Origin of the sequence: Nocardiopsis sp. MT53, from assembly GCF_019598965.1 — a bacterium.
Lineage (GTDB): Bacteria > Actinomycetota > Actinomycetes > Streptosporangiales > Streptosporangiaceae > Nocardiopsis > Nocardiopsis changdeensis.
On sequence record NZ_CP080600.1, the window covers coordinates 104,619 to 127,514 of the forward strand.

Sequence of the window (22,896 nt, forward strand, 5' to 3'; positions counted from 1 at the left end):
CGCACCCGCTGTGACCTGCATTGCCATTTGGCAACGGATCTGTTGACACCACGGCAATGCGCTGCCGGTGCCCGGTCCTGCACTGTGGCCGCATGACCACCCCAACGGCACCACCCCAGATGGCACCCCAGCTGGTGGCACACCAGAAGATCGAGGCCCTGGCCCCGCTCCTCACCGAGGCCCGCGCTGAACACGGCATGGGCGATCTCGTCCTGTTCGACACCGACGGTGTCGTGATCGCGTTCGCCGGCGGCGACGTCTCCCCCGTCGAGGGGCAGGCCCAGGCGCGGGCCGAGTCGCTGGCCGCGATCGGGCAGCGGCTGCTGGCCCTGTCGCGGGGGGCCGACCACATCAAGCGCGAGTTGGCGCAGCATCGGGTCGATCCGGCCGGGCCCGGCCCGGTGCGCGCCATGCCGGTGGCGGCGGAGGTCGCCGAGCTGATCACGATCAAGTACCGCACCCCTGAACCGCAGGAGGAGGGCGGGCGTGGCCAGGAGTGGCCGGTGGTCGTCTTCCCCATCGCCGGCACGCTCGGCCTGGTCGGCGACATCCCGCCCCGGCAGGAGGCCGCCGCGGGGACGCTGCCGCGGCTGGGGCACGCCCTGGCCACCCTGGCCGACGCGCTGCGCACGCACCCGGAGCTGCGGCCGCTGGTCGCGGGCGCCTCATGAAGCGCCACGCATCGGTGACCGCTCCCCTGTGGGTGGGCTCGCGGCCGATCGGTATCAGTACGGCCACCCCGGTCATGGCCGTCCCGGAGACACGCCTCCCGGGCGGGCTGGACGATGCGGCCCTGTGCGTGCTGTACGCCCTGCGCGGGCTGGGCCGGGTGGCCACCACCGTCGAGCTGGCGGCCCGCACCGCCGAACCCGTCGTGGCCGTCGCGGTGGCCCTGCACCGGCTGCGAGAGCGCGACCTGATCCGTGTGCTGCGCCCGGGATGGCTCCCCGACCGGCTCGCTGTCTGGACCGGCGCAGACGCGGTCGCCCCGGTGTGCGTGGACCTGGTGGTGCTGGTCGGCGCCGACCCCGGCCAGCCCCTGACGCGGGCGCTGGGGCAGATCACCGACACCGGGCCGTTGCCGGTGCAGACGCACCTGCCCGGGTCGATGTGGGTGGGCGTCTCTCCCACCTCTGCCCGCCACCAGGTCGTCGTGGTCGCCGTCGCCGGCCTGCACCCCGCCGATGCGCGCTGGAGTGAGCTGGCCTCGGCCGCCGCGGCCGCGGTGATCGTCGGCAACCCCACCGCCCCCACTCCCGGGGAACTGCCCGGGGCGCTGAGCGCCACCGGTATCCCCGTCGTCGCGATGACCGCCCCCCTGGAGGGACCCGACCCCGCTCCGGACGTGGTGCGCGCGACGTGGGGTCTGCCGGCGAACACCCCCGTGGTGGTCGGCGACCCCAGCCTTGCCCCCGACCTGTACACCGCCATCAACCACCTGGGAAAGCGCCCATGAACAACAACGCACACCAGCGCCCGCCGTCGGCGCTGATCGTCGGTACCGGCCGGTCCGTGCTCACCGCCGCCACCGCCCTGGCCCGCCACGGTTGGCGCGTGGACGTCATGTCGCGGCTGACCATCCCGGAGATCCTGGGCTCAGCGGCCGGCCTCACCCAGATCAGCCTGCCCACCACCCGCCAGTGGGAGCAGCACCTGGGGTTGGACCTGTGGGCGCACGACGCGCCCCCCGTGACGGCGGTGCGGCTGGTCCTGGACGACGGCACCGAGCCCGTGGAGATCATGGCCCCCCTGCCCGGGGAGGCGACCGCGATCGACTCCCGCCTGATCGGCGCCCGCTGGCTGGAGATGCTGGACGACGAGAACCGCAGCACCTTGCACATCAGCACCTGCCACGGCCAGGAGCTGGACATCCTCGCGGAGCGGTTCGACGCGACGGTGGTGGGCGGCGGTGAACGCAACCCGATGCGCAGCATGTTCCCCGTCGTGGGGGCGGCCTCGGGGGCCTCGGACCGCGTCGTGCTCCAAGCCCACATCCAGGGATGGGACTGGCTGGGGGACACCACGTGGACGGGGCGGGGCGAGCACTGGGCCATGGAGATGTGGAGCCTGCCCGGCGCGGAGGTGATGGTGATGCCGGTCGTGTCCATGGTTCCGCTCTCCCCGGAGCGGGTGAGCGCCCTGTCCTCGGCGTACATCGAGCGCGCCATCGCCGTCCCGACGATCGCCGGGGCCTGCGTGCAGGTGCTGGCTCGCCCCGGCGGCCCGCTGGACACCCTGCCGGTGGAGCGCCGCCCCCACTACGCGGGGGCGAACCCGGACGGGACACGCCTACCGGACCGGGTGCCCGCCACCTACCCGCCCGGGGCCATCTGGCAGCACATCCAGCACCTGGCCGCGGAGCGGGTGGACGCCGACCTCGGCGAGCGCCTGGCCGAGTGCACGCTCATCCCCGGCTCGGAACTGCTGGAGAGGGTGCAACCCCAGGTGCGCGACGCCGTCACGCTGACCGGCCGCGGCCGCCCCGTGGTGGGGATCGGCGGCATCACCCGCACCACCGAGCCCGCCAGCGGCCAGGGCGCGGCCGCCTCCACCCTGGCCGGGGTCAACCTCGCCGAGCTGCTCCACCGACAGTGGCTGTCCGGCGAGCCCCTGGACGAGCGGTTTTACCGCGAGGCCATGGCCACCTACGACCAGGACCACGGGCACCACACCGCCGGGTTCGGGGCGATGGTCAACGCCTACCACAACGACCACGACCCGTACCACGCCAAGGTGCGGGCCATGGTCGACGCGGTGCGGTCCAACCCGGAGCTGGCCACGCTGTGGGGCCAGGGCCTGGACCAGCCCGACCGCATGGCGCCCCTCATGGCCGGCTGAACCCGGCCCACCTCACCCCCCCGTTCCCCCCACCCCCTGTGGAGGCCCCCCATGTTTCAGCCCGCACCCCAGCCGGACCGTCGTCCGACGACCGATGACCATTTCATCCCCCAACCCGGTGCCGCCGCGGTGGCACCGCGCAGCCGCAGCAACCCCGCCCTGTACAACACCGCGACCCTGTCGGTGTACACCGTCCTGATCCACCTGCTGTCCCACCGGCCGCTGTGGGGCGTCGAGAACCAGCAGATCGAGGCCCTGTACGACCGCCACATGGCCGTCGACCACGTCGAGGTCGGCCCCGGCAACGGCCGGTTCCTCGTGCGGGCGCTGCGCCGGCGGCGCCGGGCGGGCCGGGAGCCGGTCACGCGCGTGGCCCTGCTGGACCTCAACCCCGCGGCCCTGGCCGTCACCGCCCGCAGGCTGCGCCGCCGCGGTGTACAGGTGGACCGCCACCTCACCGACGCCCTGGCCCCCTGGCCGGTCCCGGCGCCAACCCGGGAGGGGCGCAGCGTCGGGTGCGTGATGGTCACCCACACCCTGCCCGGTGAGGGGTTCGCGGCCAAGCGCGAGGCGTTCGCCCAGATGGTCCGCGCGGCGGGCGGCGGCGGGCGGCTGTTCGGGTGCGGGATCCTCGGCGAGGCCGACCCCGCCCCCATCTCCCGCGCCGGGGCCCGCATGAGGCGGCTCTACAACGGCCGCAAGAACATCTTCCACAACACCGGCGACACCGCCCAGGGGTTGGAGGACGTGCTCCGGCAGGTGTGCGGCCCCGCCGCCCACATCACCGTGCGCACCGTCGGCGCCGTCGTGGTGTGGGAGGTGGTGCTCCCGTGACCGGACACCCTGCGCACACCCCCGCCCTGGTCGGGATCGGCGCCCGCCTCCCCGGCCCGGGAGCGGGCGACACCGTCGGCCCCCACGGCATGTGGGAGGCACTCACCGGTGGGAAAACCGCGATCGGCCACTACCCGGCCGAGAGGTGGCAGGCCATGCAGGAGCTGCTGCACCCGGCCGACCGGGGCGGCGACCCGTGGCCCGCCGCCCTGATCACCTGGCCCCAGGCCGTCGACGCCACCGTGCTGGGGCTGCGCGCCTCGGACACCGCGCACCTGTCCCCCACGCAGGTCCTGGTGCTCCAGGTCGCCGCCGAGGCCCTGGCCGATGCCGGGATCCGCCCCGACACGCTGGCCGGGCCCCGCACCGGCATCTACCTCGGGGCCGCCTCCCCCGACGACGCCCTGAGGGTGTTCGCGGCCGGTGCGCAGCCCACCCTGTCGGAGCTGGCCGCGGGCGGCGCCGGGATGGTCGCCACCCCCGTCTCCCGGTGGCTGGACGCCCGCGGCCCCCTGGTCACCTACGACACGTCGTGCTCGGGCAGCCTGTACGCCCTGCACGCCGCCCGCCGGGATCTGGCCGACGGCACGGTCACCACCGCCATCGTCATCGGCGCCAGCTCCCTGACCCACCCGGTGCCCACCCGGGCGTTCCGCGCCGGCCCCGGCGTCCTGGCCGCCGACGGCGACGTGCGCCCGTTCGACGCCGACGCCCACGGGTACGTGCGCGGCGAGGCCGTGGTGGCCGCGGTGCTGCGCCCCTACGGCCAGGCCCGCGAGAGCCACGACCGCATCTATGCCCTCATCGAGCACACCGCCACCGGCTCGGATGGTCGATCCGCGGGGATGGGCATGCCGTCGGCCGACGCCCTGGCCGAGCTGATCGTCCGCACCCACACCGAGGCGGGCGTGCCCGCGGACCGGGTGCCGCTGGTCATCACCCACGGCCCCGGAACCAAGGCCGGCGCCCGCGCCGAGGCCCGCGCCCTGGCCCAGGCGTACCGGCGCGACCCGGGCGACCCGCTGTGGATCCACTCCGTCAAGGGGTTGTGGGGGCACGGCGAGGCCGCGGCAGGGCTCACCGGGCTGCTGGCCGGAGCGCTCATGCTTCACCACGGCGGATGGGTGCCGCCCACCGTCGGCCACCACCGGGCCCCCGACTGGCTGACCCGGTCCGGGCTGCGCGTGCCCACCGACCGCGTCAACCACCTCCCCCACGAGCCGCACCGGCGCCGGACCGGGGTGGTCGCGCTCGGGTTCAGCGGGGCGATCGCCTGCGCGCTCCTGGCAGGCGTCCCCCGGTCGGTGGCGCCGCGGCGGGGCACCCACCCCGGGCTGGGCGCGGCCGCGGTCCTGCCGGTGTCCGCGCGCACCCCCGAGCGGGTGCGCGCCGTGGCCGAGGTGGTCCCCGACGCGGTCCAGGTCCGCACTCCCCCGGCCCTGTCGCGGCTGGGCCACCACCTCACCCACCGCAGCACCCCGGACCTGGAGCACCGGGCGGCGGTGGTGGCCGTCGGCTCCACCGACACCACCGCCCCCGCCTGGCGGGCCCTGGCCCGGGGGGAGCACCACCCCGACCTGGTCGGCCCCCCGGCCCACCCCGGGCCGTGGCGGACGCTATGGGCCTTCGGCGGCCACGGCGCCGCGCACGACGGCATGGCGGCCGACCTGTACACCCGAGACCGGTTGTTCGCCGCGCACCTGGACCGGGCGTTGGAAGCGCTGGTGCCGTACACGTCCGGTCCCGCCTGGCGGCCCGGCCGCCCCCCGCGCGGGCTCGGCCAGGTCCAGCGCGCCACCTGGGCGGTCCAGGTCGCCATGGCCCACACCCTGATGGACCGGTGGGGGCTGGCCCCGGACGCGGTGGCCGGCCACTCCCTCGGTGAGGTCGCGGCCGCCACCGTCGCCGGCATCCTGTCCCTGTCGGACGGTGCCCTGCTGGTCAGCCGCCGCGCCGACCTGCTGGCCTCCCTGGCCCCGCTGGGCGGCATGGTCGCCGCCCGCGTGGACGCCGCCACCGCCCACGAGCTGGCCCAGGCCCACCAGGTCGACGTGGCCTGCCTTAACGCCCCCGACCAGAGCGTGTTCTCCGGCGCCAGCGAGCCGCTGCGCACCCTGACCGGAGACCTCACCGAACGCGGCATGGATCCGCGGCCGCTGCCCGGCTCACCGCCCGCGCACAGCCGCCACCTCACCGCCGAGGCCCTGGACGGTCTCGACCGGGCCCTGACCGGGCTGCGGCCCCGCCCCGGCACCCTGCCGCTGGTGTCCACCGTCACTGCCCGCCCGGCCGCCGGTGAGGACCTGCACCGCCGGTACTGGGCTGCCCAACTCGCCGCCCCGGTGCGGTGGGAGGAGACCGTGGTGGTGCACGCCCGCACCGGCCCGCTGCTGGTCACGGAGATCTCACCGCGTCCGGTACTGGTCCAGCCCACCACCCGGATCCGCGCCCGCCACGGCCAGGTGATCACCGCCGTCGCCGCCGGCGACCCCCAGGGCGAGCGCCGGGCGCTGGCCTTGGCGGCCGCCACCGCCTATACCCACCACCAGCCGATCCGGTGGCCGTACGTGCCCTGCGTACCGGTGGACTTGGCCCCCGCCCGGTGGGAGGCGCCGCCCGCGGACGCCGACCACTGGCCCGAGCGGGTCGCCCACCTGGACGGAGAAGCCCTGTACACCGCCCTGTCCCAGGTGGTCCTGGCGGCGGTGGCCGCTCTGGCTCCGGTCCCGGTGGGGGTGGGCGACTACCAACGGGACCTGGCTGATCTGGGATTGCACAGCATCGACCGCCTCAGCCTCCAGCACCGGCTGCTGCATCCGCTCCGGCCGCGCCCGCAGGACCTGCCAGAGCACGCGCCCACCATCGCCTCCATCACCCGCGGGCTGGTGCAGCTGGTGGCCGAGCGCCGCGACCGCGCCGACTGACGACCCTGTCCCAAGCCGGACGTTTCCGCCCCCCCTCCCCGGAAACGTCCCCCCTGCCCGGGGCGGCCGTCCCACTCCCACGGCCGCCCCGGGCAGGACCATCGGCCACCCCCACGGGCCCGCGCACCTCCCGAGCGCCAGGGCCCACCCGCCCCCGGGGAGCACGCGGGTCCTCCCCGGGGGCGCCCCGTTCAGCCCAGACCACGACCAAGGACGACAAGGACCGACCGTGAACGCCGCCGACCAGGCCACGCACACCGGGGACGACCTGAGCCAAGAGGCCGTGCAGCGCTACGAGCACGAGTACGCCCTCGCCCACCACGAGGCCGCCCATCCCACCCGCCAGTGGTACCCCGGCGGGCTGCCGGAGGTGTTCCAGACCCCCGTGTGGGCACACGCTCACGCGCAGGAATGCGGCCGCTACCCCACCGCCGCGATGGTGCGGGACACCGTGCGGATGCGCAAACTGCGGGTGTCGGTACTGCGCAACGTCCCCATCGGCCGCGAGCTGCTGGTGACCCTGTCCGGGCTGCTCACCGCCCCCATGTTCCTGGAGGCCCACGAGATCGCCGCCCAGCACGCGCAGACCATCGAACTGGCCGCCCTGCCCCATGTCCAGGTGCGCGTGGCCGACGAAGCGGTGCGCGTCGCGTACCCGGACGGGTTCGCCCTGCGTGACGGCCAGGTGTTCACCGACGGACCCGACGGCCCGGCCACTATCAGGGGCGCCGCCCGCGAGTACCACGCCCGGTTCAAGGAGCTGTGGAAGGACGCCGAGCCCTTCACCGCCCAGATGCTGGCGCCATGAAGCCCGGCGGCCGCCCGTCCTGCGGCCGCCGTCCCGGGCCGGAGCCCCGGCACCGCCCCTGGCCCGGCGGGGCCGGCCCCTTCCGGCCGGTGGTGCCGCCGTCCCTGCCCCAGCCCCCGGCAGCGGCACCACTCCCGCCCGGCCGGGGCCGCACCCACCGCCACACGGCCCCGGCCGCGCCCACCGTCCGCCTCACCCCGCCCAGGAAAGGAAGCATGACCCGCCGTGAACGCGACCCGCCTGCCGCGCCCTGAACGCCCCACCTATGCCGAAATCGAGCGCGCCCCCTGCCGCCGCGAAGATGTCGACCCCGAGCTGCATTTCCTGCCGGGAGCGGCCCAGAACCACGTCAAGGCCCTGTGCCGGGACTGCCCCGTGCGCGTCTGGTGCCTGGCCAAGGCCCTGAACGAGGGAATCGAGTTCGGGGTGTGGGGCGGCATGACCGAGCGCGAGCGCCGTGCCCTGCTGCGCCGCCGCGCGAACGTCCGCGACTGGTACGCGCTGCTCACAGCCGCCGAACAGGCCCACCACCGCGTGCTGGCCGGCGCCGGAGCGACGCCGTGACCGGGGACCGCCCCCACCCGACCTGTGGGACACCGACATCCCACCGCCCCAAGGAAGAAGGAACCGCGTGACATCGACCGTGCCGCGCGAGGTGACGTGGGTGACCACCAACCTCCAATCCGGACTGGACGCCGGCCGCCGCCTGGACCTGCTGCCGAAGATCCTGGAACCCACCCACTGCCCGGACCAGGACCCGCCGGCGGTACTGGGCATGTGCGAAGGGCGGTGGTGGCACAGGGCCGGGCGCGCCAAGGACGAGGTCGCGACCATCCTCACCCGCTTCTACGGGGTGCCCTATGAGGTCGACGTCGGCGGCATCGACCGCAGCGACGACCCGCCCGCGATCGCGTGGCGCACCGACTTGCTGCGCAGGCGCGGCTGGTCGGCGCCGCACACCGACCATCACACCCCCGGGCACAACACGGCCTGGTTCTCGTGGGCCGACGACCCCACCGACCGGATCGCCCTGCGGGTCCAGCTCGCCCACCTGCACTACGCCTCCGGGGACAAGAGGGCCATCGAGGCCCAGACGCTGCGCGCCCAGTTCGACCGGCGCCTGACGAACGTCCTGATGGGCGATTTCAACTGCGCCTTGGACGGTGCGCACGGCGGAGACCGCGACTGGATGCGGGTCCCTCCGGAAAAACGCGGCGAGAAGGGACGCCTGATCCAGGTTTCCACCGGCGTGTGGGTCTGGGGCAAGGACTCGCGGCCCTTCATCGAGCTTCTCGGCCCGTGGGATGAACGGGCCGGTGTGCGCCGCTCCGAACTGGGGCCCGGATACCGGGCCCTGGCCGAGGTCGATTGGGAGCAACGCGGCCGGCCCGCTGCCGGGTTGGCGCCGACCACCACCACCGACCAGGCGTTGCCGATCGACCACATCCTCGGCGACGACACCGTGGAGCTGGTGCGCGGCGGACACGAGGTGCACCTCAACTCCCACAGTGACCACGGTGTCGTCGTCGCCCGGACCCGCATCCATCCCCGCCCGGCCTGAGCCCCAATGACCTGAGACCCCCGCGCCCCTCCCCGGGGCACGGAACCCGCCGCCCTACTCGCCAGGGGCGGCACCCCCGCCCGCCTGCACCGGGCGGGGTCCTGCCTCCGCCGGTGTGGCGGAGGCACCCGCGGCCCCTGAGGGACCCCTCTCGGGGGCCGCTGCGCACCCCGCACCCCAGAGGAGGAGACACGATGCACTTCCCCGCCCCGGCCCGCGCCCAGGCCGCCGCCCGGCTGTTGATCCAGCGCGAAGTGAGCCGCCAGGAGGCCGCCGGGCCCGTCGACCACTGGACACCCACGGCGGTTCCCGACTACATGCAGACCCGCGAGTACGCCGCCGCCGTCCTGACCGCCACCGGCGCCTACACGGACGAGGAGGCCGCCCAGGCCCTCACCGACCGCATGGCGCGCGCCTCCCTCCTGCGCACCGTTCCCCACCCGCGCCGGATCCTGGTCACTCGCGCCGGCATGGACCGGGAGATCCTGCCGCAGCCCGCCATGGCACGCCAGTGGGCGCAACTGGCCGACCTTGCCCACCTGGACCACGTCGACCTGCGCGTGGTACCGGCCTACCATCCGGTGCACCCCGAGGGCTTCCAGATCCTGCACGGGGTCGACGGGGTCGGCTGTGTGGTGGTGGAGGGCCCCATGGGCGCCTACACGCCGCCAGGCGACCCGGCCGAGATCCTGGACGCTTACCAGGACCAGTTCGCCGACCTGTGGGAGGCGTCCGACCCCTACCCCGGATAGACCGGCGCGGCGGCCCCTGAGTTTCCAAGGGCCACCGCGGCGGGCCCGGCCCGGACGCTCACCCTGACCGCCGCGCTGCTCGCCCGTGACCCGTCCCACCCGCTCGCACCCACTACGGAGGACCCCATGCACGGCCGCCTGGCCGCACTCCTGGACACCATGGGCCCCGGCCACGCCCGCGTGGCCGCCCTGGCCACCGCCCACCCGGGCCCGACCCTGACCGCGGCCACCCTGGCCGCCCTGGCCGACACCACCGTGGCCACCGCCCGGGAGGTGCTGGCCACCCTGGTGGCCGCCGGGGCCGCCGACGAACGCGGCACCGCCACCGAACAGGCCCACGCCCGGTACGCGCTGGCCGGCCAGGCCCGCCCGGTCCTGGCCGCCCGGGCCGACCCCGACGATGTGGACAGGGCCCTGGACCGGCTGGCCGAGCACTACCGGCTGCGCGCCGCAGCAGCGGATGTGCAGCTCAACCCGTGGCGGTGGCGGGCCGACGAGGACGGCGCCGCCCGAGCCCACACCGCCCAGGACCAGAACGGCGGGCCGTGGTTCGCCGACGAGGGCGCGGCGCTGGGGTGGGTGGCCGCCGAGCTGGCCGACCTGGCCGCCCTGGCCACCCGCCTGGCCGAGGAAGGCCACCCGGCCCCGTGGTGGCTGGCCGACCACCTGGCCACTGCCCTGGTCGCCCTCAAACCCTGGGAGGTGATGGCCACGCTGTACCGGGCCGGGTTGGCCGCCGCCCAGGACGAGGGCCACCAGGTGGCCACCGCGCTCATGCTCCAGCGGGTGGCCACCATCACCGACGACCCCGATGCCCGCAAACGCCACCTGGACCGCGCCCTGATCCTCTACACCGCCGCCGGCCACCACCCCGGGATGGCCTCCGCGCTCCAGACCCTCGGCGACCACGCCGCCCAGACCCGGGACCTGGAGCGCGCCGGGGAGCTGTACCGGGAGTCGATCGACGCCCACCGCCACATCGGCCGCGCCCGCGGCGCGGCGATCAGCGAGCGCAAGCTCGGCGAGGCCCTGGCCCGCCAGGGCAGGCTGGTGGACGCGCTGGCACTGTTCACCCGCGCCCGCACCACCCTCACCGGCCTGCCCGATGCGGACCTGTACCAGGCGGGCAGGTGCACCCAGGCCGCAGCGGCCACCCTCCTGGACGGGGATCCCGACCCCGCCACCCTCAAGGCGACCGAGGACATGCTTCGCCGGTCCCTGGCCGACGCCGCCCGCGGCGGCCGCATCCACCAGCAGGCCGGGATGCACCACCAGCTGTCCCGGATCGCCGCCCGGCGCGGCGACACCGCCGCCGCGCGCGCCGAGCTGGTGCGGGCCCGGGAGCTGATGGAGGCCACCGGCCACCCCGACCTGGAGCAGATCACCCAGGACCTTCACGCCCTGGAGGACCCCCACCACGGGAAGGACGCCTCCCGGTGACCGTCGAGCGCGGCCCCGTCGTACACCAGCACCTGCTGATGCGCGCCCTGGTGGAGCTGCGCCACGCACGCGGCCTCACCCAGCAGCAGGTCGCCCGGGCTCTGGACTGGTCCCACGCCAAACTGATGCGTTACGAGGGCGGGCAGCAGGTCCTGCCCCAGTCCATGCTCGACGCCCTGCTGGTGGAGTACGGCGTGGCCGGAACCCCGCTGGCGCGGGAACTACGGGCCCTGGGCGCGGCCGCACGCAGGCCCGCCTGGTGGGCCCAGTTCCGTCGCCTGCTCACCCCCGACCAGCGCGCCTACATCGGTCTGGAGGCCGGCGCCGACACGATCCGCCACGCCGCCGCGACGGTGCTCCCCGACCTGCTCCAGACCCGCGCCTACGCCCGGTGCATCGCCGCGTGCCATGCCGACCCCGGCACCGTCGACACGCGGGTGGAGGTGGTGATGCGCCGCCAGGCGACGCTGGCCTCCCGCGCCCTCGGGCCGCGGCAGCGCTACCTGGTCAGCGAGGCGGCGTTGCGCCTCCACGTGGGGGTCACGGCCGACCCCGGCATCATGGTGCGCCAGCTCCACCACCTGGAGGAGGCGGCGGGCGCCCCCGAGGTGGAGATCCGCGTCATCCCCTACGGCCACGGCGAACACCTGGCGATGGTCCAGGGCCCTTTCGCCCTGGTGGGGTTCGGTGCCGATCTCGGCCTGGACGACGTGCTCTTCGCCCGGGCCGCAGACCGGAGCCTGCTCACGGACAAGCCCGCCGACACCAGGCGCCACACCGCCGTCTTCGAGGACGAGTGGGAACGCCTCGCGCTCCCCGCCGCCGCCTCGGTCCGCCTCATCCAAGACATCAGGACGTCCATGCTCCATGCGGCCCTTGCGTGACACAGAGCGGCGCGGCGGCCCCTGAGCTTCCAGGGTTGCCGCGCCGTTCCACACCGGGCGGACTACCCGGCCGCGGGCACCGGCAGCGGCCACCGGTCCGGGCTGTCGGGGGAGGCGTGCCACACCCACTGCTCACCAGCGGTGGCGGTGACGCCGAACGCCGACCAGTCCGGGCACCCCACACGCTCCCACCACGTGCACGCCTGTTCCACCAGGTCCCACAGGCGGCGCGGCCCGGCCTGCGCCACCCGGTGGCGGCCACGCGGGTCCGCCTCCAGCTCCACCTCCGCCCACGACCCGTCGGCGCCCTCCAGCGCCAGCAGCGCGGTGCCGTCGGCGGCCGTGGTGAGCACGGTGCTGGCGTCGGTTGTGGCGAGCTGGGCCAGGAACGCCCCGGCGGCGGCCTGCGGCCCGGCCCCGTGCACGGTGCCCGGATCCAGGGCCGTCCACCCCTGGTCGCCGTCGTCCTCCACCGCCCCGGCGCGCCGAGCGGGCACGGCGCTGCGGGCGGCCATGAACCCCGCCCACTGCGGCAGGAACCGGCCCTGGGCGGTGCCGTCCTTGACCTCCAGGCGCACCACCGCGCCGCCGGTGGCCCCGGCCAGGTTCACCAGGATGATCCCGCCCGGGGCCGCCTGGCCGATCCACGCCGGTGGGACGTGCGAGAAGGCCGCGGTCGCGATGATCCGGTCGAACGGCTCACGCTCGGGATGGCCGAGGTGGCCGTCTCCCGCCACGAGCACCGGGTGCAGCCCCTGGGAGGCCACCGCCGACCGGGCCGCGTCCACCAGGGCGGGCGAGATGTCGACGCTGGTCACCCGGTCACCGCCCACCAGGTGCGACAGCAGGGCGGCGTTGTAGCCGCTGCCCACCCCGATCTCCAGCACCCGCAGGCCCTCGTGCAGGTCCAGGGCGGCCAGGTGGCGGGCCATCAGGCTCGGCATCGTGGACGAGCTGGTCCACTGCCCCGTGCCGGTCCCGCCGGGCAGGGCGCGGCGGACCGGCTGCCCGCCGATCTCGATGATGAGGGTCTCATCGGCGTACACGTACCGGGCCCACTCGGCGCGCTGGGCGGGATCGGCGCCGTCGATGAGCCGGTACCGCACCCCCTGGCCGGTGTGCTCGAACGCGGCGAACACGGGCACGAACGCGCCGCGGTCCACCGCGGCGAACGCGTCGGCGAGCCGTGTGCCCGCAGCGAGTTCGCCCGCGTCGATCAGCGCGGCCGCCAGCCCCGCCGGCGTGCGCTCCTGTTCTGCCGTCATGGGGTCCCTTTCTCCAGGAGGGTCGCGATCGTTGCGGCGATGGGCAGCGCGCACGCCTGCGCGAGCCAGCCCCATTCGCCGTTGGGGTTGACCTCCAGCAGCGTCCACGACCCGTCCGGCGAGATCACGAAGTCCGCGGCGCCGTAGACCAGCCCGAAGGCGTGCATGTAGCGTCCCAGCCCGGCCCGCACCCGCGCAGGCACTTCCACCACCTCATAGGAGTGCGAGGCGTAGTCGCTGCGCCAGTCCACGTGCCCGGCCTGCGAGCCGACGCGGATCGCCACGGCGAACATGTGCCCGCCGACGATGACCACCCGCGCCTCATGGTCCTTGTCCACCCACTCCTGGAGGCAGTGCGCCGTCAGCGACAGCGCCGGGTCGCGCAGCTCCTCCAGGTCGCCCACGCGGGTGGCGTAGACGATGCGTGTGCGGCTCTCCTCCACGTGGAAGGCCCCGCCCAGGGGCTTGTACACCACCGGGCCCGGGCGGGCCCTGGCCCAGGCGTGCGCGCGCTCGGGGTCGCTGGTGATCAGCGTGGGCGGCACCGCCAGCCCGCACCGGGCCGCGGTGGTCAGCTGTACCGGTTTGTACTCGGCGGCGCTCATCGCGGCGGGCCGGTTCAGCCACAGGCAGTCCAGGGACAGCAGCACCCCGCCCAACCCCATCCGGGCCTCCCGGTAGGCCCACCGCTGTTCGGGCCCGGACATGCCCGGGGCCAGGGAGAACGGGGTGGGCCGCCGGTAGTACACCGACCGCACCGAGGCCAGGTCCACGGCGCGGTGCGCGTCGCGGACCGATCCCGCCCACACGGCCCCGCCCAGTTCGGCGTCCAGCACCGCACCGGCGGGGAAGTCCCCGGGGTCCAGGCGCACCACGGGCACGCCGGCTTCCTGGAGGTGGTGGACGACCGGGTCGGCGGTGCCGTCCTGACGGGAGGTCAGGACCAGCACCGCCCCCCGCACAGGCGCAGAGCCCCCCATCAGTCGGACGTGGTCTCTTCGCCCGACGGCGCCGACCCGTCCGGCGTCCCGGTGGTCTCCTTGGTGCCGCTGCCGCGCCGCCCCAGGGTGGGGGCGCCGGTGAGGCGGTCCACGCCCTGCTGGCGGTCGGGGTCGTAGACCACCATCGTGGCCTGCGCGGCGATCTGCGGGCGCAGCGGGGGCGTCACGGCCCACCGCAGCCCCCAGGGCCGCACCGCCGAGGGGCCGCCGGTGCTCGCCGCCTCGATCGCGGCCGCGGGGTCCAGGGGGAAGGCGTCGCCGGTGCGGGCGATGCAGGCGCGGGTCTCCCCGTCGGGGGACTCCAGCAACGCAGAGTGATCGGGCATGGGGGGTTCCTTCCAGGGAGGGGCCGCAGTGACGCGAGGGAAAGAAGGCTGTGGCGGTGCCGCCACCCCCCAAGATCACTACAGTCCGTTACGTTATGACCTAATGCATCATCGCGTCCTCACCCCCTATCCCCGCAATAGGTAATTACCTATCCTCGGGGGCAGGTCGCCCACCCCCGGGAGGAGACACCGCACATGCCACGCTGGGACGACATCGCCGCGGACCTCAGGCAGCGCATCACCGAAGGCGAGTTCGCCCCCGGCACGGCGCTGCCCCGGGAGAGCGACCTCATGGCCCACTACCAGGCCAGCCGCACCCCCGTCCGCCAGGCCGTGGCCGCCCTGGCGGAGGAGGGGCTCGTGGACAAGGTGCGCCGGCGCGGCACCCTCGTGCGCCCCGCACCCGACCACCAGGTCCTCACCCGCGCCCGGCGGGTGTTCCGCGATGAGATCGGCTACTACTTCGACCCCGTCGCCCAGCCCTGGCGAGCCCTCCAGACCCCGACGGTGGCCACCGCCCCCGCCCCGGCCGACATCGCCCGCCTCCTGGACGTGGCACCCGCGACGCCGGTCACCACCCGCACCCGCCTGATGGGCGACCCCCGGACCCGCACCCCCGTCCAGCTCGCCGTGTCCTACCTGCACCCCGACGCGGTCGCCGAACTGCCCGTGCTCGCCGCCCCCGACACCGGCCCCGGCGGCATCTACGACCGCCTCGAAGAGGCCGGGCACGGGCCGCTGGAGTGGGCCGAGACCATCACCGCCCGAGCCGCGACCGCCCAGGAGCGCCGAGCCCTGGAGCTGCGCGCGGGGGTGCCGGTGCTGCGCATCATCCGCACCACCCGCTCGGCCCGCGCCCGCGGCCCCGTGGTCGAGGTCAACGACACCCGCATGAGCGCCGACCGGTTCGCGATCGGCTACCCGCTGGAGCGCCCTCCCGCGCCCGCACCGGCCGACCGCTGAGACGGCCGCCGACCCGATCACCCCTCCCGCACCCAGGTACGGGACGGGCTCCCACCGCACCGCGCCCCCGCGGCGCCCCGGCACCGACAGGATGACCACCATGCCTTCCGCCCCCGCGTCCCCGGTCCGGGTCGGCACCGCCACCGACCAGGGCCCCAGGCCCTCCCAGTGCGACGCCGTCACCGTGACCCGCATACCCCTGTCCACCACGTGGGCGGCCGCCCTGGTGGACGGCTACGGCCCCCACCCCGACGTGCCCGCCGCAGCCCAGGGCGCCGCCCTGGCCGCGATCCGCTCGGCCCTGTCGGGCGGCTCGGCCCCCGCCGCCCTGGAGACCGCCGGGCGCACCCTCACCGGCCGCGACGCCGACGACTGGCCCGAGCCCGACGCCGTCGGCGCCGTGGCCGTCGGCGACGACCAGCGCGTATCCGTGGCCTGGACCGGCGACGTGCGCGCCTACGTCCTGGACCCCGACGGCCAGACCCTGCACCAACTCACCACCGACCACACCGAGGGCGCCCGGCTGCGCGCACTGGCCGCCGCCGGCGAACCCGTCGCCGAGGACCCCGCCGAGCACGACCACGTCGTCACGTCCACGCTGGGGCGCCTGGCGGCCGACCCCGCGAGCATGGGCACCGCCACCCACTCCGGCCCGTGGACGGCCGTGGTGCTCACCAGCGACGGCGTCCACGACGCCCTGGACCACGCCGAGCTGCACCGCATCGTGGCCGCGACCGCCGACCCGGCCCAGTGCGCGGCCGCCCTGGTCGCCGCAGCCCGCGCCGCGGACGCCCGGGCCGGCGCCCAGGCGGTGGACGACAACGCCACCGCCGCCGTCATCCGGCAGGGCTGACCCGGCGGCCGCCCCCCCCGGAGCCGGGGCGCGGCCGCCCGCTCACGCCGTCGAGGCGGGCACGGGCGCCGGTGCGGCGGCGTGCGCGGCGATCCGGCGCCGCAGCAGCGCCCGCCGGTCCAGCGCCCCGGATCCACCACGGCGCCCCGGGGCCCACGTGGCCACGTCCACAGCACCGCGCCAGCGCGTCGCCCGCCCTCAGGCGTCGAGCCCGGCGAGCACCGGCTGCCCCTGGTCCGCGGAACCGGCCGGGCTCAGGGCCGCAGCCATCTCCACCAGCCGCTCCCGGACGGCGCGGCAGTCCCCCAACGCCCGGTGCCCCCCGCCCAGCGGCTGCCACGTGTAGTCGCGGTGGTAGTGGTCCCACTCCCCGTACCACTGCGCGTACCACTCCATCGCGCACTCCCAGCGCGCGGAGCGCTCCAGCGGGAGCCAGTACCGCTCCACCAGGTCGCGCGGCCGCGGACCCAACTCGGCGGCCGCCCGCACCACCTCCCGCCGCAGCACCGCCGTGTCGAACTCCGCGTTGTAGATGACCACGCGGCGCCCCCGCAGCACCTCCCACAGGCGCGCGGCGAGATCGGCGTAGACCGGGGCCCCGACCAGGTCCGCGGCACCGATCCCGTGCACGGCCTGCGCCCCGGGGTCGATCTCGGCGCGCGGGTCGACCACCGTGTCCAGCAGCACCCTGCCGCGCCGGTCGGTCACCGAGATCTCGACCAGGTACCCGCACAGGTCCGTGGTCTCGGTGTCCAGGAAGACCGTGGCCGGATCATCGAGCACCTCCCGAGCCCAAGCCGCCGCGTCCTGCCTGTCGGCGGCGAACTTGCGCGTCCAGGACTGCGCCACGCAGGTTGGGCACAGGCGCTTGGTCCGGGACAGCTCGCTGCGGTCGCCGGCCACCTTCCCGCACCCGGCGCAGGTGCGCGCCGCCAGCCTGCGCCGCTCGGCGGCCGCTTTCTGCGCCGCCGTCGGCTCCCGCTTGGGCACCGCCTCGCGCACGTCGTACAGGTACAGCCGGTCCCGGTCGCGCCGGAAGCGCACCACTCCGCGGATCGGGCCGCCGGGCCGCAGCGGCACCGGCCGGTCCGGGCCGGTCTCGGCGAGCTGGGCGCGGGTGAGCAGGTGCGCCGGCGCCTGCCCCCACCGGTACTCGGGAGCCGCCAGCACCTGGAGACCGGTGCGGATCGAGGCCCGCGACGCCCGAGCCCGTTCGACCGCCGCGGCCGACCACCGGGTCCCATCGACGTCCGCATGCCTGATCAGCCCCGACCGCACCGCCCGCCGCCACTCCCCCAGCGACAGCCCCGCCCGCGCGGCCGCCTGCCCGGGCCCGTAGTCCGCCCGCTCCGTGCTGCGCGTCTTGCCCACCATCGTGCCTCCCGTTCGTGGTCGATGTGCAGCCGACAGTAACCCCACCGCGAGTACATGACAAGCGGTTCAGCCGCACCGGAAAACCCGTCTCACCAGGGCTTTTGTGAGCCCCAACCGGTGTGATTAAGTCTTCAGACTTAATCTCAGAGGCCGTCGCGCACTGGTCGATGGCGGACCGCGGGCGGTGACCCCTCCCCGCGGTCCGGAGGATGAGGCGCACCCAGGGGCGGCGGGCCGTCAGCTCACCGTGACCGGGCCGTGCACGGTCTCCGGCAACCGGATCCGGCGCAGGGCGGCCCGGTAGACGTCGCCGGGGGTGAGCACTCCGGTGGCGAGCCGGTCGTACTCGGCCCAGGCGTCCGGATCGTCGCGGCGGTGCACCAGCTTGGGGTGGGCGTCGCGCCAGGCGATCAGCGCCGTGACCGCCGCGGCCGAGTGCTCCCAGCACCCGGCCACCGTGCGCTGCGGCAGGTCTGCCCGGACCCGGGCGTTGACCACCCCGCGCCAGGCCCGGCCCGGCTCCCCCGTCCCGGTACCGGGCCAGCGCGCCACCGGCACCATGTCCCGGTCCACCTCCGGCACCGGCCCGGCCAGCCATCCCCGCTCCCCCAGTTCCGCGACCAGGGCGTCCCCCACCAGGAGTTCCGCTTTGGGGCGGACCCCGCCGGCCACCACAGCGGCGGCGAACTCGCGGCGCACCCTGCGCCGCCGACGCAGCTCCGCAGGGGGGACATCGACGGGTTCATCGTCCGGGTCGGTCGGCCAGCCCTCCTCCTTCAGGTGGCGTTGCATCCGGGCGTCGACCAGGCGCCGCAGTCGGCGCCGCTCGGACTGCCAGGCCAGGCGGACCCGTTCGGCGTCGGATTCGGTGGTGCGGATCTTGATGGGACTGAACTCCATCCACGTATTTTTGCATGTCAAGAAGTCTTAAGACTTAAACGAACCGTTAAGGGGTTCTGCGGCCGCGTGTGATCTACGTCGTAAGATTTCTGGTTCTTTTCTGTCCGCCCCAAGGGGCGCGCGCGAAGTGCGGGGCCGATCGCCTGTCGGCTAGCCGGGGCCCGCGCATCAGTGAAACTATGGTACTATAGTGATTGTTGATGAGGAGATTGGCCTCTCGTCATCAACGCGATACGACCGCATCCGCAACGATTGGAGTGCGCCCTATGGCGCGTGCACGGATCACCCCCGCGCACCTCACCGCACATCTACAGCGCCTGCTCTGCTCGCTGGCCACACCCCGGCAGTGGGAAGACCTCATCACCGCGGCCGACCGCATCGGCCGCTACTCCCCCCGCAACCGGGCGATCATCCTCGCCCAGTACCCGAACGCCACCAGCCTGGCCGGCAGCTCCGCGTGGGCCGGGTACGGCCGCCGGATCATCGGCGGACAGCGCGGGCTGGGCGTACTGGCCGTCACCCGCTCCCCCGGCGGCGCACACACCCGCGCCGACCACGAGCAGGACGTGTTCGCGCCCGACCTGCGTCCGCCCCACGAGCAGGACACCCCGGCCCACCACCCCGAGCCCGCCCCCTACCGGGGCGAGAGCGGCGCGACCGTGGTCAAGGTCTGGGACGTGACCCAGACCGCCAAGGTCACCGACTGCGCGGCGTGCGGCCGGGCCGCCGAGGCGCCGTGCGCGCCGGGCTGTGGCGGCATCCCCGGGGCGCCCGCCGAGTCGGTGACCCCGGCCCAGTGGTGGCAGCTGGTCCAGGAGCTGCCCGAGGGGTTCGACCCCGAGCCGGTGTGGGCCGCGCTCAACGAGGTCGTCTTCCTGGTCTGAGAGGCCCCCAGGGGCGCGGGACCTCTCCCGCGCCCCGGCTTCGCCCTCCTACTGTCCGCCGTGTTCGGACACGGCCCCCTTCTTTGCTTACTTGGAGTGACCATATGTTCCATGGCGACCTGTACGACGGTTCCCAGATGCTGCCCCATCCCGCCGTCGGCCGCCGAGCCGTGGTGCGCACGGACTGGGACAGCGGCCGGGTGGAGTACTCCCTCCTCTCCGTCGGCACGTTCACCCTGATGCCCGTACTCGACTGCCCCGAGGGGTGGAGCGACCCGCACGGGCGCACCCTGCCCTGCAACCACGTCCGGCTGTACATGGGCACCGGCGGCCCCCACACCCGGCAGGAGAACCGCAAGCACACCCCCGCCGTGCACGGGTACGGGCTCACCGGCCCGCTCACGACCGACACCCGACCCGAGATGGGCGGCATCAGGGGAGAGAACCAGTTGGCGTTCTCGACCTGGCAGAGCCTGCCCTCCGCCACCCGTGAAGAGGCGGCGCGGATCGTCAAGGCGGTGGCCGCCCACTGGGGAGCACGCCCCGACCTGGACCGCATCAAGGCCGCCTACGCCCGCACCCAGGCCCCCCGCCTGGAGCGCCAGGCCCGCAAGCACGCGGAGAGGGCCCGCGCCCGGTTCGAGGCGGCCGCCCGCGAGCTGGCCGGTGCGCTCGCCGACGCACACCACCAGCAGCGCCTGGCCGACACCCGCAGCGCCGCGCAGGCGGCCCCGCTGATCAGCCCGGACGCCCCGGCCACGGCCGAGTACACCGTCCACGGCGAGCGCGAGCGCCTCACCGGCGAGTACGCGGTCAACGCGGTCACTGACGGCACCGGTCGGGTGGTCCACACCCCGGGGCGCGGGTGGGTCTGGCAGACCCTGGAGACGGTGGTGACCGCCGCCGGCCCCGAGGACGCCGCCCAGGTGGCGGCGGCGATGTTCCCGAGCTTTGACGAGCGGGAGCACGACGAGAGCGGCGAGGAGGACGAGGAGTAGCGGCCCCGCGCCGCCCCGGGGAGGGGCGCGGCCCCGCGCCCCTCCCCCCACCCTCACCCGATCCGAGGAGCACAAGGAGACTCCCGTGGACGACGCCAAGGCCCGCCGCAGAATCGACGCCCTGCTGGCCACCGCCCGCCACCCCAACACCTCCCCTGCCGTCGCACAGGCGTACCTGGCCAAAGCCGCTGAGCTGCGCATCCGCTACAACGTCGACCCCGACGCCGCCCACCACTGCCCCGGCACCGGGCCGGACACGAAGGACGCCGGTGTGTCCTGGTGGGATTTCCACGTCCCCGACACCGGCGGGCGCGGAGCGGCGTGCGCCGCCGGCCTGGCCTACGTCATCGACGCCTGCGGAGGCATGTCGGTGCGCGGACGGGCCCGCAGCGCGGGCGGCTACCAGGTGACGGTGGTCGCCGCCGAGGGTGCCATGGCCCTCATCCGCGAGCTGGTGCCGGTGGTCCTGGAGCAGATGCACCGCCGGGCCGTGGCCGAGTGCCGCCGCTGGCGCGCCGAGCGGTACGGCGGCGCCACCGACGCCGAGGCGCGCCGGTGGCGCGAGGACTACGTGCGCGCGTTCGGTTTCGGCCTGGCCGAGCAGATCAACACCGGCAACCGCGATCTGGTCGCCGAGGGCGAGGCCGGGCGGGCGGCCGGGATGGTGCTGGCCGCCGACCGGACGCGGGTGCAGGCCGCCTACCGGCGCCGGTACGGGGGACGGGTGCGCACCGTGCCCGCCCACGGGGCGCGCCACGCCCAGGCCCTGGAGGCCGGGCGGCGCGATGGCCGCACCAGTGCCCCCCACACCCGGTCCGGCGCCTGAGCCGGACCCGACAGAGAAACCGGTGCGGGCCCCGCACGGGGCCCGCACCCCGACCCGGAAGGAACACCCGGTACAGCAGGACACCGCGACGTTGACAGGACACATGCCCACGCCGGTCAACGCCTACAACGCCCCCACATCCCCGACGAGCCCCCGGCCCTGCCCGCGCCCGAGGGCGCCGGCCAGGGCACGGCCGACCTGCCGGTGCCCGGCAGGACCTACCGCGCCACCTACAGCACCGACTGGCAGGACGGCGGGCGCACCACCTACCAGGTGCAGGGGGTGGGGGCGTTCGAGCTGCGCGCCGACACGGTCTGCTGCGCATGCGGGAACGACGAGCAGGGCCGCCCCCGGCCGTGCCGTCACGTGGAGGTGATCTACGGGCGCGGGCCCCGCTACACGCCCCAGGGCCAGCGCCAGGACCTGCGGGACGACGACCACCGGGGGCGGTGCGGGAAGCACCCCACAAAGTGAAACTATGGTACTATAGCGTGTGTCGATAGGGGGGATTGGCCTCTTCCCGTCGACGCCGATACGACCGTCTACCAGGGAGTACTCCCACATGATGCTGACGACGATCACCAAAAACTGGCTTTCCGCCCTCGGGATCTCCGAGGACCAGGTGCACAAGACCGCGCATGCCCTCCACGCCCTGGAGCCCACCGATCTCACCGTCCTGGTCGAGGCCGCCCGCTCCCCCTTCCTGGGCGAGCTGGCCGAGGTCGACCCCGCCGGGCGGATCGGAGCCCCGCGCCCCATCAGTGCGGCCCTGGCCGCGTCGGGATGCGTGTTCGCCCGCACGCTGCACGAGGGCACCCGCCCGCGCGACCACCATTGGCTCTCCCACCTGGGGTGGCTAGTGGCCTTGTACGTCCAGCCCGGCGGCGGCGACTGGGCCATGAGGCCCGAGGCCGTGGACCTGGACAAGGCCCTCGCCGAGCGGCACAGCGCCCACACGGGCGAGTTCAGCCTCCAGCCCCTGGCCACGCTCGGGCTGCTGCTGCACCGCACCCGCGTGCAGCTGGGCCTGTTCCACCCCGGCAACGACGTCGAGTACTGGCTGCTGACCCGCATCACGCGGTCAGTGCTCTGCGAGGTCATCAACGCCAAAGTGCCGGGCTCACCCCTGACCGAAGGCGGCTACGACGACGCGGCCGCCGCGATGATCACCCAGGCCGTCATCCACGCCGAGAGCGACGACGACGCATTCGACCTCGCTGACCGGGCGCGCATGCCCGACGCCTACAACGCCCGGCAGCGGTACATCCGCTCGCACGTCCGGTCCTAGACCCCCGGGGCCGCCCCACCACGGGGCGGCCCCGGCCCGCCGCGTGCACGGGCCGGCCGACACCCGGGGCTCCCGCCAGGACGCATGCGGGCCCGCGGCCACCCCGCCCGGCCCAGAAGGCCGCCGAAACACGAAAAACCGGCCCGGACCCCCTTGCGGGGCCCGCCCCGGAGGGCG

General features: G+C 75.0%; 24 protein-coding genes. 18 read left to right on the forward strand and 6 right to left on the reverse strand.

Translation table 11 applies throughout. From position 1 onward, the window contains the following. Window positions 1-92 precede the first annotated feature (92 nt). From K1J57_RS32665 to K1J57_RS32715, 11 genes are all read left to right on the forward strand, one after another. Complete coding sequence (locus K1J57_RS32665; RefSeq protein ID WP_220566061.1) at window positions 93-671, forward strand: hypothetical protein; 579 nt, start codon at window positions 93-95, stop codon at window positions 669-671. Then, window positions 668-1,456: a hypothetical protein gene (locus tag K1J57_RS32670; RefSeq protein WP_220566062.1), complete on the forward strand. Its 789-nt coding sequence runs from the start codon at window positions 668-670 to the stop codon at window positions 1,454-1,456. The genes K1J57_RS32665 and K1J57_RS32670 overlap by 4 nt, the downstream gene beginning before the upstream one ends. Then, window positions 1,453-2,838: a hypothetical protein gene (locus tag K1J57_RS32675; RefSeq protein WP_220566063.1), complete on the forward strand. Its 1,386-nt coding sequence runs from the start codon at window positions 1,453-1,455 to the stop codon at window positions 2,836-2,838. The genes K1J57_RS32670 and K1J57_RS32675 overlap by 4 nt, the downstream gene beginning before the upstream one ends. A gap of 129 nt (window positions 2,839-2,967) precedes the next feature. Beyond that, window positions 2,968-3,672 (forward strand): class I SAM-dependent methyltransferase, encoded by a 705-nt coding sequence (locus K1J57_RS32680; RefSeq protein ID WP_220566064.1) that lies wholly within the window; start codon window positions 2,968-2,970, stop codon window positions 3,670-3,672. Beyond that, on the forward strand, window positions 3,669-6,596 hold the full coding sequence (locus K1J57_RS32685) for a type I polyketide synthase (RefSeq protein WP_220566065.1): 2,928 nt from the start codon (window positions 3,669-3,671) through the stop codon (window positions 6,594-6,596). The genes K1J57_RS32680 and K1J57_RS32685 overlap by 4 nt, the downstream gene beginning before the upstream one ends. Before the next feature lie 229 nt (window positions 6,597-6,825). Next, a complete protein-coding gene (locus tag K1J57_RS32690) occupies window positions 6,826-7,404 on the forward strand; it encodes a Scr1 family TA system antitoxin-like transcriptional regulator (RefSeq protein WP_220566066.1) in 579 nt (192 codons plus the stop codon). 225 nt (window positions 7,405-7,629) lie between these two features. After that, window positions 7,630-7,968: a WhiB family transcriptional regulator gene (locus tag K1J57_RS32695; protein WP_277615515.1), complete on the forward strand. Its 339-nt coding sequence runs from the start codon at window positions 7,630-7,632 to the stop codon at window positions 7,966-7,968. A 67-nt stretch (window positions 7,969-8,035) separates the two neighbouring features. Then, window positions 8,036-8,965, forward strand: coding sequence for a hypothetical protein (locus K1J57_RS32700; protein WP_220566067.1), 930 nt, complete (start codon window positions 8,036-8,038; stop codon window positions 8,963-8,965). A gap of 194 nt (window positions 8,966-9,159) precedes the next feature. Next, a complete protein-coding gene (locus K1J57_RS32705) occupies window positions 9,160-9,717 on the forward strand; it encodes a Scr1 family TA system antitoxin-like transcriptional regulator (protein WP_220566068.1) in 558 nt (185 codons plus the stop codon). 126 nt (window positions 9,718-9,843) lie between these two features. Next, window positions 9,844-11,157 carry a hypothetical protein gene (locus K1J57_RS32710; RefSeq protein ID WP_220566069.1) on the forward strand — a complete coding sequence of 438 codons (1,314 nt, stop codon included), beginning with the start codon at window positions 9,844-9,846 and terminating at the stop codon, window positions 11,155-11,157. Continuing rightward, window positions 11,154-12,041 carry a helix-turn-helix transcriptional regulator gene (locus tag K1J57_RS32715; RefSeq protein ID WP_220566070.1) on the forward strand — a complete coding sequence of 296 codons (888 nt, stop codon included), beginning with the start codon at window positions 11,154-11,156 and terminating at the stop codon, window positions 12,039-12,041. Before K1J57_RS32710 ends, K1J57_RS32715 begins: the two co-directional genes overlap by 4 nt. A 62-nt stretch (window positions 12,042-12,103) precedes the next feature. Here K1J57_RS32715 and K1J57_RS32720 read toward each other — a convergent pair whose 3' ends face one another. The 3 genes from K1J57_RS32720 to tgmA are packed head-to-tail and all read right to left on the reverse strand — an operon-like array spanning window position 12,104 to window position 14,633. Further along, complete coding sequence (locus tag K1J57_RS32720; protein ID WP_220566071.1) at window positions 12,104-13,306, reverse strand: methyltransferase domain-containing protein; 1,203 nt, start codon at window positions 13,304-13,306, stop codon at window positions 12,104-12,106. Beyond that, entirely contained in the window at window positions 13,303-14,256 is a 954-nt protein-coding gene (tgmB, locus tag K1J57_RS32725) for an ATP-grasp ribosomal peptide maturase (RefSeq protein ID WP_255647294.1), read from the reverse strand. Before tgmB ends, K1J57_RS32720 begins: the two co-directional genes overlap by 4 nt. Window positions 14,257-14,285: 29 nt before the next feature. Next, window positions 14,286-14,633, reverse strand: a complete 348-nt coding sequence (gene tgmA, locus K1J57_RS32730; RefSeq protein ID WP_220566073.1) for a putative ATP-grasp-modified RiPP — start codon at window positions 14,631-14,633, stop codon at window positions 14,286-14,288. Between the two features lie 195 nt (window positions 14,634-14,828). On the opposite strand from tgmA, the gene K1J57_RS32735 reads away from it, so the two are divergent. Together K1J57_RS32735 and K1J57_RS32740 are read left to right on the forward strand one after the other, a co-directional pair. Beyond that, window positions 14,829-15,596, forward strand: coding sequence for a GntR family transcriptional regulator (locus tag K1J57_RS32735; RefSeq protein ID WP_220566074.1), 768 nt, complete (start codon window positions 14,829-14,831; stop codon window positions 15,594-15,596). Between the two features lie 100 nt (window positions 15,597-15,696). Further along, window positions 15,697-16,449 (forward strand): hypothetical protein, encoded by a 753-nt coding sequence (locus tag K1J57_RS32740; RefSeq protein WP_220566075.1) that lies wholly within the window; start codon window positions 15,697-15,699, stop codon window positions 16,447-16,449. Window positions 16,450-16,491: 42 nt separating this feature from the next. Here the strand turns inward: K1J57_RS32740 and K1J57_RS33870 are convergent, their stop codons facing one another. From K1J57_RS33870 to K1J57_RS32750, 3 genes are all read right to left on the reverse strand, one after another. After that, window positions 16,492-16,614: a hypothetical protein gene (locus K1J57_RS33870; protein WP_255647295.1), complete on the reverse strand. Its 123-nt coding sequence runs from the start codon at window positions 16,612-16,614 to the stop codon at window positions 16,492-16,494. A 33-nt stretch (window positions 16,615-16,647) separates the two neighbouring features. Further along, entirely contained in the window at window positions 16,648-17,823 is a 1,176-nt protein-coding gene (locus K1J57_RS32745; protein WP_220566076.1) for a 3'-5' exonuclease, read from the reverse strand. Between the two features lie 237 nt (window positions 17,824-18,060). Continuing rightward, on the reverse strand, window positions 18,061-18,723 hold the full coding sequence (locus K1J57_RS32750; protein ID WP_220566077.1) for a hypothetical protein: 663 nt from the start codon (window positions 18,721-18,723) through the stop codon (window positions 18,061-18,063). Between the two features lie 266 nt (window positions 18,724-18,989). Here K1J57_RS32750 and K1J57_RS32755 point away from each other — a divergent pair, with 266 nt between their 5' ends. The 5 genes from K1J57_RS32755 to K1J57_RS32775 all read left to right on the forward strand — a co-directional run bounded on the left by K1J57_RS32755 (window position 18,990) and on the right by K1J57_RS32775 (window position 22,719). Next, window positions 18,990-19,607, forward strand: coding sequence for a hypothetical protein (locus K1J57_RS32755; RefSeq protein WP_220566078.1), 618 nt, complete (start codon window positions 18,990-18,992; stop codon window positions 19,605-19,607). Between the two features lie 104 nt (window positions 19,608-19,711). Beyond that, the gene (locus tag K1J57_RS32760; protein ID WP_220566079.1) at window positions 19,712-20,605 is read left to right on the forward strand and encodes a hypothetical protein; all 894 of its coding nucleotides are present in this window, start codon (window positions 19,712-19,714) and stop codon (window positions 20,603-20,605) included. Between the two features lie 85 nt (window positions 20,606-20,690). Continuing rightward, on the forward strand, window positions 20,691-21,431 hold the full coding sequence (locus K1J57_RS32765) for a DUF2786 domain-containing protein (protein ID WP_220566080.1): 741 nt from the start codon (window positions 20,691-20,693) through the stop codon (window positions 21,429-21,431). 204 nt (window positions 21,432-21,635) lie between these two features. Further along, on the forward strand, window positions 21,636-21,905 hold the full coding sequence (locus tag K1J57_RS32770; RefSeq protein WP_220566081.1) for a hypothetical protein: 270 nt from the start codon (window positions 21,636-21,638) through the stop codon (window positions 21,903-21,905). An 88-nt stretch (window positions 21,906-21,993) separates the two neighbouring features. After that, a complete protein-coding gene (locus K1J57_RS32775) occupies window positions 21,994-22,719 on the forward strand; it encodes a hypothetical protein (protein ID WP_220566082.1) in 726 nt (241 codons plus the stop codon). Window positions 22,720-22,896: the final 177 nt, after the last annotated feature.